Raw genomic sequence first — 11,906 nt, 5'->3', positions numbered from 1 at the left:
GAATTTTCTGGGCTTACTCCTCGAAGGTCGCGACCAGATCAGCCAGTTTGCGGGCCTGATCGTCGATGGCGTGTCGCGCCAATACGCGTGTGCGACCTGCCGCGCCCATCTCCCTCAACTGCACCACCGGTGTTTCGGCCAGCACGGCCAGCGCCTCGGCCAACGCGGCATCGTCGCCGGCGGGCACCATCCAGCCGGTTTCACCCGGCAGCACCAGTTCCGGCGTACCCGCCACATAAGTCGCCACCACCGGTCGCGCCGCCGCCATCGCCTCCATCACCACCATGGGCAATCCTTCGGCGAAACTGGGCATTACCAGCGCATGTGCCCGCTCAAGCGCCGCGCGCACGCCATCCTGATCCAGCCAGCCGGTCAGCGTGATATTGCCCTCAAGCCCGGCCTCGGTGATCGCCTTTTCCAGCGCCGGGCGCATCTCGCCATCGCCAACCAGGTCCAGATGTACCTGTGGATGGCGCCGCACCAGACGCGCCATGGCCCGTACCAACACCATCTGTCCCTTTTGTTCGACAAACCGACCGATCGAGACCAGGCGCAGTGGCCCCTCGGGGACCGGTTGCGGATCGTCAAAGGCGTCGGGCTCGATTCCGCAATGAACCACATGCAGCCGGTCCCAGGTGTCGAATCCCGCCCAACGGCAGAGCTGACTGCGTCCGAACTGACTGACCCCTACAGCAAACCGCGCAGCGTCAAGCTTCTCCCCAAGGCTGAGCGCGCCCGGCGCATCGAATTCCTCGGGCCCATGCACGGTAAACGAATATCCCGGCCCGCCCAGCGCATGCGCCAGCATTGCCACCGTGGCGGAATTGGTACCGAAATGGGCATGGATATGGCCCGCGCCCGCCGCCTGACAGCGGGCCACGACCTCGACCGCCTCGGCCAGATAGATCAGGTGGCGCGCCATCCCGCTGGATGAGACACGCCCGCAGCGCAGTGCCTGCCGCAAGGCCGCAAGGCTTCGCCCCGGTGCGTTCAGAAAACGGCGCAACAAGGCACCACCCAGCCCCAACGCCCCCCTGTCGAGCACATAGGTGGTCTTCGCCGCCTCTGCCCGATCTCTCGCATCAACCAGTGGTGTGTCTGCCCGGCGCATCGCCAGCCGCACGACCTGATGCCCCTGTCGCTCCAGAGCCTGAATCTCGCGCCGGATGAAACTGTGCGAAGGCTGAGGATATGTGTTCAGAACATAGGCGATGATCACGAGAACGGTTATCCGGTTGAGAAACGTTCCGTCAGTCCTAACCCGATGAACCCATCGCTGCCTAGCGGTGGACCACATCCCGACACCCGGCAAGCCATCGCCTGTGGATCCCGGGCCACAAGCACAACGCGGCAGGGCGCGCTCCAATTGACCCGCCCGTCCCTCGTCCCTAGCGTGGCGACAATCCGGCCCGATGTGCCGCCAACAGAGTTCCTGCATGTCCCGCCTTCTTTCCGCCTTTCACGGTTCCGGCCTGATGGCCCGCGTCCTGCGCAGCGCCTCGTGGCTGATGGTTGGCTATGGCGGCAGCCAGGCACTCAGGCTGGCGGCGAACCTGCTGATGACCCGGCTTCTATACCCTGAGGCCTTTGGCCTGATGACGCTGGTCACGGTGGTTGTGGTCGGCCTGAACCTGTTTTCCGATGTCGGCATCGGCCCGGCCATCGCACAGAACCCGCGCGGCGACGACCCCGATTTCCTGAACACCGCCTGGACCATCCAGGTGGGGCGGGGTATCGGGCTGTTCGCGGTGGCCTGCCTGCTGGCGGTGCCGGTATCGCGAATATACGACGAACCCGATCTGACCACCTATCTGCCGGTGGCGGCGGTGGCGCTGCTGATCTCGGGCTTTTTCCCGACCCGGATCGAAACCGCGCACAGGCACCTGATAGTCGGGCGTCTCACCGTGCTGGACCTGATCAGCCAGCTGATCGGCATTGGCGCGATGGCGGCGCTGGCGATTGCCACACGCTCGGTCATGGCGCTGGCACTGGGGGGTGTGATCACGGCGCTGGCCAAACTGGTCCTGACCCATTTCCTGTTGCCGGGTGACACCAACCGGTTCCGCTGGGAACCGGCGGCCCGGTCCGAGCTGATGCGGTTCGGCAAATGGATCTTCCTGTCCACCGCACTAACCTTTGTGATCAGCCAGGGCGACCGGGCGATCTTGGGCCGCTACCTGACGATGGAGATGCTGGGTATCTACAATATCGGCTATTTCCTGGGCAGTTTCCCGATCATGCTGGGGATGGCCGTGGTCGGGCGCATCATGCTGCCGGTCTATCGCGATCATCCTCCCGATACCGATATCGCCAACTGGCGCCGGCTGGCACGGTTGCGGACAGGTGTGACGCTGGGTGTCGGGATGCCTCTGGTAGCAGTGGCGCTGGCCGGTCCACAGCTGGTCGACCTGCTCTATGACCCGCGCTACCAACTGGCCGGGCCAATGGTGACGCTGATTTCACTTGCCTTCATCCCGCAACTGATCGTCGTGACCTATGACATCGTCGCGCTGGCGCGGGGAGACAGCCTGTCCTATTTCACGCTGATGCTTGTTCGGGCGCTGATGCAGGTGGGCGCGATCCTGCTGGGGATCTGGGCCTTTGGTCTGCTGGGGGCTATCCTGTCGCTGGCGGCGGCGACGCTCGCCACCTATCCCGCTGTGTTGTGGCTGACTGGCAAATACGGCGCCCGCGACCTGCGGCACGACATCATCGCGATTGTGCTGGGCGGGGCCGCCGCGGCCACCGTGATCCGGTTTCATTGGGCCGAGATTGCGCCGCTGGCGGCGCTCTAAGCGCGACGCCTATTCCGCCGGGGTCTGACGGCGACGGAACAGGGACGTTACCCTAGACCAGAGCGAGGGTGCCCGTCTTTCAGTATCGAGATATGGCACCGTCACCACCGGACGAAAGCCCAGTTCACGCTCCAGCTGTGCAGCGCTGCGCAGGACCGGGTGGCGCATCTCCATCAGCACGGCCAGCGCAAAGGCGACGACGAAACTGGCGGCCGCGCCAAGAATGGCTTTTTTCTTGCGGCTTTCGGTGACGGGATAATCGGGGATCGCGGCCTCTTCGATCACGGTCAGGCGTTCAGCCTGACGTTCGGCCTCGATGAGAAAGCCCATCTCGGCCTCGCTACGGCGGGTCGAGACCTGATTCAATTGGTCCTGCAACTGCTCCAGCCGGCGATCATAGGTGCCCAGCATGCGCTCGACCTCGGGGCTGGTCTCGATCTGGGATTCCAGGTCGCGCTTGCGGCTGTCCAGCAACGCCCGCTGCGCGTCCAGCGTGGCCAGCTGCTCGCGATAGTCCTTCTTCAGCCGCTCTGCGGTGGCGGGGCGTTCGCTCTGATCGGCCAGTTGCATCGCGCGCTCGATCTCGATCCGCTCGCGCGCGATGTCGAGCAAGCCACCGTTGATGGTGGCGATTTCATCGCGCCGGGCATCCAGAACGCCGGGCAGCGCCAACTGGTTGTGGCTGCGGAAATCCTCGACCTCGCCTTCAAGCGCCTCTATATCGGCCTCCAACGCTGCGGCCTGCTCATCGAAAAAGGCCAGCGTGGCACGGGCATTCTCGATCCGCGTGCGCTTGCTTAGTTCGACGGTGCGTTGGCCGAATTCATGCGCCACCTGTTGCGCCAGTACGGCGGTTGGCATCCGGGCGGTGATGGTCAGAACCGAGATGGTGCCGTCGTCAGAGAACCCCTCGCGCGCGGCGGCGACGCCTTCGATCCGGACAGCGGTGCGCAGCATATCCACCTTGGCCTGCGGCTTGAGCGCGGGGATATCGGCATAGATACCGTATTTGTCGATGATCTCCAGCATGGTGCCACGGGTCGTCAGGACCTGCTGGATCAATTGCAGACGCCGCGCCGAGGATCCCTCGACCGTGCTGCGCGCCAGTTCGTCGGAGACCACCGGGCGCGCGATCTGGATAACTTCATAGGCCTCGTATTCGTGTTTTTGCATCATGGCGAGAACCAGCGACAGCGTGGTCCCGATCACGATGACAGCCAGCATGAACCGCGCACGCCTGCGGATCATGTCCAGGATGTCTTCCAAAGAATAGATCGGCCCCATGCCTGTCACTCAACTCGCTGATACCAAACCATGCCTGTATGCAGGGGCAACAGACCATGGCATACCGACGAAAATAAGGCAGTTCCGGGCAAAAACGAAGGTCAGACCGCGTAGTTTTCAGCGCCCGAGCCGCGCGCTCGGTTCAGGAGGACACCCAAAAGCGGTGTTGTCTCGCCGATCACCTGCTGGCAGCGGCGGATCTGCTCGGCGGTCGTCTGGGTACCGTCGGCGACCAGCAACACCCCGTCGAGCCGTGGCAGGAAGGCCGCCAGATCGTCATGGGCCAGGATCGCTGGCAGATCGCAGATCACCACATCCGGGTTCAGATCGGTCTGGATCAGATCCAGCACTTCGCCACAGGCCGGCGCTTGCAGCAACTCCGAGGCATCGCCCGAAATGCCGGCGCCCAGCCCCACGGCCAGCGTGCCGCTGCACCGGGTCAGGTGGTCGAGATAGGAGACATCGCCGCGCAGCAGGGCGCGCATGTCCCCCCTCGCAGTCAACCCCAGCGCCCCCGCCAACCCCGGCTCGCGCATGTTCATGTCCAGCAGCACGGTCCGGCTTTCCGGTACCCGCGCGATACTGAGCGCGAGATTCACGGCCGTAAAGCTGGCACCGCAGCCACGCGTGGGGGCCACCACACCAATCCTGTGCCAACCGCGCGCCTTGAGCGTCTGCAACAGGCGGGTGCGCAAGACGTCAAACGCCTTGGCCGCGGGATCCGAGCGATGAAGATTCACCAGCGGCATTTGCCCGGCCTGTCGACGCCCCAATCCCAGAGGCGTCGCGTGCAGACGATCCCACGGTTCAGGCAAAGTGGCGGGCAGCATCCCAGCCGGCGCAGGTTCGGCGATGGGCGGCGCCTTTGGTGACAGCACCTTTTCGACCCGTGGTGCTGCCGCATCGGCCCGCAAAGCGGCCTTGCGGCGGAACGGACGCTCTGCCGCGCTACGCTTGCCGATGCCGGTGGTCTGGTCGTTCATCAATGCAACCGTTTCAGTTTCCGGAGCCAAGTCCCTGTCATGATACGCCATAATTAGGCTCCCAAACTATGAATTTACACCTAAACTCAGTACCCGGTACGGCGCACCACAACCGACGTGGTCCGCAGCAGCAGGGAAAGATCGCCCGCGAGGGACAGCTTCGCCGCATATTCGGCATCGGACTTGGCCCGATAGTCGAAGCGGGAGTTGTTGCGCTCGGACACCTGCCAAAGACCGGTGATTCCGGGCCGCAGCGCGAAATAGCTGTCAGCTGCGCCGTAAAGCGGCAGTTGATCGGGCATCATCGGGCGCGGGCCGACCAGGCTCATATCGCCCTTGAACACGTTCCACAGCTGCGGCAACTCGTCGAGAGAGGTGCACCGAAGGAAGTTTCCGACCCGAGTAATCCTCGGGTCATTCTTCAGCTTTTGCGTGGCGTCCCATTCGGCGCGCATCGCCGGGTTTTCTGCCAACATCCGTTCCAGCCGGGCATCTGCATCCATCACCATGGTGCGCAGCTTGAGAATATGGAACTGCTTGCCGTTGCGGCCCAACCGGGGCTGGCGATAGAAAGCGCTGCCCCCTTCCAGCCGCAGCGCCAGCGCGCACAGCCCGATGATGACAAGTGCAACCGGAAGAGTAAGGAGAATGAAGGCTACATCCAGGCACCGCTTGCCGACCGTCGCATAGACACCCTTGACCGGAGAAAAGGCTTCCACCCGCTTCTCCAGAGGTGCGTTCGTGTCGGCAGGCAGCAGCGCTGCTTCCAGCGCACTCCTGGCCCGAATGGGCGGGCCAGATACCACCGGCACCGGAACCGCCAGCGAAGCGGTGTGGATATAGTCCTTCATGTCCCCCCCTACGTGGGATACCTGGAGCGAGTGTCCGGCGCTGAACCCCTGCGCCGCGACCTCGCAGACAACTCTTTACTTACAGGCGGGACCAGGCAGCTGGCCCCGGTTCATTCGGCGGTGTCCCGACCCCGGCTTGCCGTGCCCTACGCACGGTCAAACCGGATATCGACTTGGCAAAGTTCCGCCATACTTCTGCCATGTTCGAACCTAGCATCTGTCTGGATAATTTTAAGAAATTCCGCGTCAACAGATTGTTTCCGCCAGCAACCGCCTAGAATTTCGACTATTTCCAGTTTTGGCGCGAACCAATGGATCGCACGGATACGGATTGTCTCTAGTTTGGCAACCATCCACATCGGGAATCGGGACCAGCCCTTACAGAAATCGATCTTAGCAAATCCGTTCGGGAATGTGTCGAAAACATGGCGGCACTTTCATGCACCAGCTTTGTTTCCAGGTATTTGCCGGTACGTCACGCCCGCGCCCGAGGAACTTACCGCCACGCTCTAGGGTAGATCAGCAAGGGCCGACCGCTGGTCGGTGCCAGCCCTTTCCAGCTGCAACAACTGTTGGCATCCGGCGGCGACACTGTCGAGCTCGCCCGCGTCCACAAAGGAGAGGAGCCGCGCCAGCGCCTGTCGCCGGCAAATCGGATCAAGCACCCCCACCGGGCCCGGCAAGCTGACGGGCATGATCGAGAAAGACGAGACCGTTTCGGGCTGCGCGCCAAAGCTGAACTTGTAGGCTTCGTTTCCATGGCCGAAATCATAGACCTCGTAGCCCCGGTCGATGGCCCAGCCGATTGCCTGTGAATGCAGCAGCGGACCGATGAAATTGCCCGTTACCGTTTCGTCCCTGCCGGCAAGGATGAAATGCACCCGTTTCATACGAGGGTCCAGGATGTGACCCAGTGCGCCGATCACCCGCCCCTCGCATCGCAGGACCGGCAGGTAAAGCAGGCCCAGCCGGCTAGCCGTCGTAAGGACGCGAAGGTAGTTCTCCGCCAACAGCCGCGCTATCCGGGCGCCCTTGACCGGTGCCCATTTGCGCATCCACAGCCGCAGCATCGCACCAATATCCGATTTCAGCGCTGAACCCGGATCGTGGCTCAAGGTGTAGTCGCCGCTGACCAAGTAGCGCCGAGAATAGCGGCGGATTTTCTGGCGGGTGTTCTTGCCGGGACCGTTGGTCAACCAGGTCTCGTAATCCCCGGGAAGCGTCACGCGGGGACAGATGAGGGTGTCGGTCTGCCCGTTGTTGATAAGATGCTGCCTAGCGCTCACCGAATAGGCCGTGCCTGCAAAAGCGGACATGAACTTGGCCGAACGCGACCGCGAACCATCATATCGCAAGGACATCCGCGCCCAGGGCTGCCGCCGCAAGGCCTCGGCCAGCGCGTCGACCGCGATATCCTCGTATCCCGGTTCGCAGAGAAAACCGGTATACTCGCTCCGAACCAGTCGGCCACCCGCCTCGATCTCGGTCTGGAACTCTTGCCGACCGCGGCTCCAGCGCAGGCGGTAACTCAGCGGCAGTACACAGACCAGGCGCGGGCCATGCCAGACGGCCATAACCCGCCAGCGTCCCGGATTGTCGGCAAAGACCTGCGCCAACCAGTCCCAGGACAGAAATACGGTGCCTTCGGGGTCGCGTGCCTCCAGCGCACGCCATCTGTCGCGCAGGGCGAGGAATGCCTCATCCCTTTCGACCGGCTCGACCCGGAGCCTGCCGCTTGCCGAAACACTGGCCGCGAAATCCGGTGCACCATCCATCGTCATGCGCTTTTGAGCGAGCGTCCTTCCCTGAGGATCGCCCGGAAACTGTCGACGGCTGCGTCGAAATTACGTGCAAGCGGCGCGGTCACCGGCGATTGCGCGGCGAAATAGGCGCCGACCCTGCATATCTGCATGGCGAACTCGGGATGCACCCCGGCATCGTCATATCTACGGACCCGCTCCTTGGACAACCAGCCGCGTTTCCTCGCCTCTTTCACGATCAGCTTGAACCGCTGCGCGCAATGAAAGGTCAGGTAGACCGAGAGATAGTCCAGATAGGCGTCGATCCGGTGACCGCAGCCAGGATCGAAGGCATCTATCATCACATCGACCATCTGATCGGGCGCGATGGGCCAGGCCTCGTCACCGATGAGCCAGGCAAAATCCTCGGCCCCGTGGCGCAGGCCGCAATACTCGAAATCGAACCACCTCAGCTGCCCGGTACGGTCCAGCGCCGCATTGCCCGAGCGGCAATCCCACTTCACGAATTGCCGGCCTGAACAAGCCAGACGCCCAGCGGCGGCCGCGCGGTCGAACCGAGCGTCGATCCCCATCGAATAGGGCTGCAACGCATCCACCGCATCGACCAGACTGGCGGCCCATCCGTCATGTGCACCAAGACGCGGTAACGTCTTGTGCAAGTCGGTACGCCGCGCCGCGCACTGGATACGAAAGATCGCCGCGACCGCCTCTGCGGCAAGGTCCAGCTGGTCCTTGCCCTCGTGCCGCACGATTTCCCGGTTCAAGCGACGACGCCCCACATCCGACTGGAACATGACTTCGCCCACCAGGCCAAGGCATTCGGGCAGGTCATCGCATTGCGCATGCAGACGCTCCAGAACGAATGCCTCCAGATGAGTACGCCGGACATCGGGGCGCAACGTTGCGATGACATCCATCTCGTCGAAATGAAGTCGAAAGCTGGAGCGCCCCTCGCCGCCGGGCGCGGTCACCTTGCGGACCGGGCGACCGAACCGCGCCTGGGCCGTTTCGACTATGCGGTTCAGCCGGTCGAAAGTGCCAGTGTCTGCCATGCCCTCGTTCCCTTTTACCCGTCCCCTCGATACATCCACACGTCTTTCAGCCGGGCCAATGCCCCCTTTCGATAACATGATGCCCGATTCGCCCGCAGCATTCGCGGCGATCGGCCCGCCATTGCAGTCTCCTCGCGCTCCAATCCCGCGACCGTGCAAGGATTGTTCCCGGACCGGTTTCAGCCCCGATAAATCTGCCTTGAATTTGCCACGAATTTGCCTGTCCTTGGCATGTTTCAGCAGCCCGCCGCATCCGCGAAACATTTGGCCGAGACCGGCGATCGATGTCGGCCCGACGGCTCGCGGTTAGCGCCGCAGACCAAGCGCCGCGCCCACCGCCGGATGCACGGGAAGCACCTGATGATCTGCCTGCATCCGCGCCAGCCTCGTGCGCGCCCAATCGGGAAACGTCGCACCGCGCCCTGTCTCTTGACTGACATTCATGATCAACGCTTCTTGCGTGGCGCAAAGCGCACTGTCCCGGTCCGCATACATCTCGCCGAAATAGATCAGCCGTTTGGCATCATGGTCGAGCAGGCGGAACCGCAGGTGGAACGCTTCGCCCTCAAGCAGCTCGCGTCGGAATTGAACATGCGATTGCAGAATATATGGGCCGGCCCCGGCGGTTTCGACATAGGTCTTGCCAAGCCCCAGTTGCTCTTCGAGCATCACGTCCAGCGCCTGATCGAAGGCCACGCCGTAATAGCCGACGTTCATATGCCCGTTATAGTCGATCCACTCCGGCCGCACAACGAAGCCACGCACTTCGACCGGCGCCGGATAGGGGCCGTCATGGCCGCTCTGCGGGGTCATTTCCACCATCGCGCTCAATCCTCGAATATCGCCACCGCGCGGGTGAACCCCGCGCTTGCGCCTTTGATCTTGAACGGAAAACAGGAAATGGTGAAGCCCGAGGGCGGCAGCTGGTCCAGGTTCGCCAGCTTTTCCATGTGGCAATAGCCGATCTCCATCGAGGCGCGGTGCCCCTCCCAGATGATCGAAGCATCGCCACTTTCGGCATAGGCCCGCGCGGTCAGGGGAAAGGGGGCGTCCCAGGACCAGGCATCGGTTCCGGTCACCCGCACGCCGCGTTCGGTCAGATAGAGCGTCGCCGCGCGCCCCATGCCGCAGCCCTTGATCAGATAATCCGGCTGACCATAGCGCGCCCCGGCCGAGGTATTGACCACCACGATATCTAGCGGTTGAAGCACATGCCCGATGCGTTCCAGCTCGGCATCGACATCTTCGGCGCTGACAACGTAACCATCCGGGAAATGGCGAAAATCCAGCTTGACCCCGGGGTTGAAACACCACTCCAGCGGCACCTCGTCGATGGTGATCGCCCGCTCGCCGTTGTTCATCGTCGAATGGTGGTGATACGGCGCGTCCAGATGGGTGCCGTTATGGGTCGCAACGCGGAGCCGCTCCACCGCCCAGCCCTCACCGCCCGGCAGATCCTCGCGTTTCAGCCCCGGAAAGAAGGACATCACCTGTTCGGCGGTCTGATCATGGGTGAGATACTCAATCTCGGGCAACATGATCGGCGGGTCGGAAACGATACCGGTTTCCAGTGGCACGGAGAGATCGACAAAGCGACGGGACATGAGCACTCCTCTGGGCATGCCCGGCGCAGGTTAGGCGGCCCCGCAACGCCCGACAAGACGCAAAGGGGGCGCTGCCCCCTCGGCCCTGCGGGCCTCACCCCCGGAGGTATTTTTGACCAGAAAGAAGCATATGCGCGGTGCCGCTTCTTTCTGGTTCAAAATACTCCGGAGCGCGAGGCGGAGCCTCGCAATGGACCTACTCTGCCGCCAATGCCTCGACCTTTTCGACCCTTACGGCTGCGTATTTGAACTCTGGTATTTTGCCGTAAGGGTCGAGGGCCGCGTTTGTGAGGATGTTTGCGGCGGCTTCGACATAGGCGAAGGGGAGGAAGACGTTGTCCTGGGCGATGGCGCGGTCGGCGCGGACCATGACCTGGACGCTGCCGCGCCGTGTGGTGAGGCGGATCGTGTCGCCGGGCTCGATGCCCATGGCGCGCAGGGTGGCTGGGTGCATCGAGCAGTTGGCCTCGGGTTCGACCGCGTCGAGCACGGTGGCGCGCCGGGTCATCGAGCCGGTATGCCAATGTTCCAGCTGCCGCCCGGTGATCAGCACAAAGGGATAGTCCGCATCCGGGCGCTCGTCGGGTTCGACGATCTTCGCCGGGGTGAAGCGGGCCCGCTTGTTGGCGCGCGGGAAGCCGTCGCCAAAGACGATGGCCTGGCCCGGGTCTTCGGGGCTGAGCGAGGGATAGGTCACCGCCTCGCCCTCGAGCCGGTCCCAGGTGATGTTGTCGAGCGATTTCATGTTGCGCTTCATCTCGGCAAACACTTCGCTGGGGTGGCTGTAATTCCAGTCGAGGCCCAGGCGTTTGGCCAGTTCCACCTCGATCCACCAGTCTTCGCGCGCCTCGCCCGGGGGCGCCACGGCGGGGCGGCCCATCTGGACCTGGCGGTTGGTATTGGTCACGGTGCCGGTCTTTTCCGCCCAGGCACTGGCGGGCAGGATCACATCGGCATAATTCGCCGTTTCCGTCAGGAAGATATCCTGCACCACCAGGTGGTCGAGCATCGCCAGCGCGGCGCGCGCGTGATCCACATCGGGGTCGGACATGGCCGGGTTCTCGCCCAGGATATACATGCCCCTGATGTCGCCATCATGGATCGCATGCATGATCTCGACCACGGTCAGCCCCTTCTGGTTCGAGAAGTCGCCCGAGTTCCAGACAGAGGTAAAGGCCGAGCGCACGCCGTCATCGGTGACCGACTGGTAATCGGGCAGGAACATCGGGATCAGCCCCGCATCGGAGGCGCCCTGCACGTTGTTCTGACCGCGCAGGGGGTGCAGGCCCGCGCCGGGCTTGCCCACATTGCCGGTCATCAGCGCCAGGGAGATCAGGCAGCGCGAGTTGTCGGTGCCGTGGATATGCTGGCTGACGCCCATGCCCCAGAAGATCATGCCCGCCTTGCCCGCCGCAAATGTCCGCGCCGCGTCGCGCAGCTCACCGGCCGCGATGCCGCAGATGGGTTCCATCTTCTCGGGCGTGTAGTCGGCCAGATGCGCCTTCATCTCCTCCCAGTTCTCGGTGAACTGGTCGATATAGGCCTGGTCATACAGCCCCTCTTCGACGATCACGTTC

At 63.3% G+C, this 11,906-nt stretch carries 10 protein-coding genes; 1 reads left to right on the top strand and 9 read right to left on the bottom strand.

Going from position 1 to position 11,906, the window contains the following annotated elements; all coding sequences use genetic code 11:
* Positions 1-13: 13 nt before the first annotated feature.
* A complete protein-coding gene (locus AC2FL1_RS11430; protein ID WP_496877002.1) occupies positions 14-1,219 on the bottom strand; it encodes a glycosyltransferase family 4 protein in 1,206 nt (401 codons plus the stop codon).
* A 217-nt stretch (positions 1,220-1,436) separates the two neighbouring features.
* Here AC2FL1_RS11430 and AC2FL1_RS11425 point away from each other — a divergent pair, with 217 nt between their 5' ends.
* Positions 1,437-2,795 carry an oligosaccharide flippase family protein gene (locus AC2FL1_RS11425; RefSeq protein ID WP_496877001.1) on the top strand — a complete coding sequence of 453 codons (1,359 nt, stop codon included), beginning with the start codon at positions 1,437-1,439 and terminating at the stop codon, positions 2,793-2,795.
* Between the two features lie 9 nt (positions 2,796-2,804).
* Here the strand turns inward: AC2FL1_RS11425 and AC2FL1_RS11420 are convergent, their stop codons facing one another.
* The 8 genes from AC2FL1_RS11420 to AC2FL1_RS11385 all read right to left on the bottom strand — a co-directional run.
* The gene (locus AC2FL1_RS11420) at positions 2,805-4,043 is read right to left on the bottom strand and encodes a GumC domain-containing protein (RefSeq protein WP_496829222.1); all 1,239 of its coding nucleotides are present in this window, start codon (positions 4,041-4,043) and stop codon (positions 2,805-2,807) included.
* 137 nt (positions 4,044-4,180) lie between these two features.
* Positions 4,181-5,062, bottom strand: a complete 882-nt coding sequence (locus AC2FL1_RS11415; protein WP_496877000.1) for a CpsD/CapB family tyrosine-protein kinase — start codon at positions 5,060-5,062, stop codon at positions 4,181-4,183.
* An 86-nt stretch (positions 5,063-5,148) separates the two neighbouring features.
* Positions 5,149-5,913, bottom strand: a complete 765-nt coding sequence (locus tag AC2FL1_RS11410) for a sugar transferase (protein WP_496876999.1) — start codon at positions 5,911-5,913, stop codon at positions 5,149-5,151.
* 509 nt (positions 5,914-6,422) lie between these two features.
* The gene (locus tag AC2FL1_RS11405) at positions 6,423-7,694 is read right to left on the bottom strand and encodes a GNAT family N-acetyltransferase (RefSeq protein ID WP_496876998.1); all 1,272 of its coding nucleotides are present in this window, start codon (positions 7,692-7,694) and stop codon (positions 6,423-6,425) included.
* Positions 7,691-8,725 carry a hypothetical protein gene (locus tag AC2FL1_RS11400; protein ID WP_496829214.1) on the bottom strand — a complete coding sequence of 345 codons (1,035 nt, stop codon included), beginning with the start codon at positions 8,723-8,725 and terminating at the stop codon, positions 7,691-7,693. The genes AC2FL1_RS11405 and AC2FL1_RS11400 overlap by 4 nt, the downstream gene beginning before the upstream one ends.
* 306 nt (positions 8,726-9,031) lie before the next feature.
* Positions 9,032-9,547 (bottom strand): thioesterase family protein, encoded by a 516-nt coding sequence (locus AC2FL1_RS11395; protein WP_496876997.1) that lies wholly within the window; start codon positions 9,545-9,547, stop codon positions 9,032-9,034.
* A gap of 5 nt (positions 9,548-9,552) precedes the next feature.
* Positions 9,553-10,329: a cyclase family protein gene (locus AC2FL1_RS11390; RefSeq protein ID WP_496876996.1), complete on the bottom strand. Its 777-nt coding sequence runs from the start codon at positions 10,327-10,329 to the stop codon at positions 9,553-9,555.
* Positions 10,330-10,525: 196 nt separating this feature from the next.
* The coding region (locus tag AC2FL1_RS11385; protein ID WP_496876995.1) for a molybdopterin oxidoreductase family protein at positions 10,526-11,906 on the bottom strand (1,381 nt) is incomplete at its 5' end.

Source organism: Ruegeria sp. YKSF070, from assembly GCF_059612725.1.
The sequence above is the reverse complement of the archived record's forward strand: the minus strand, read 5'-3'. Positions and strand labels throughout refer to the sequence as shown.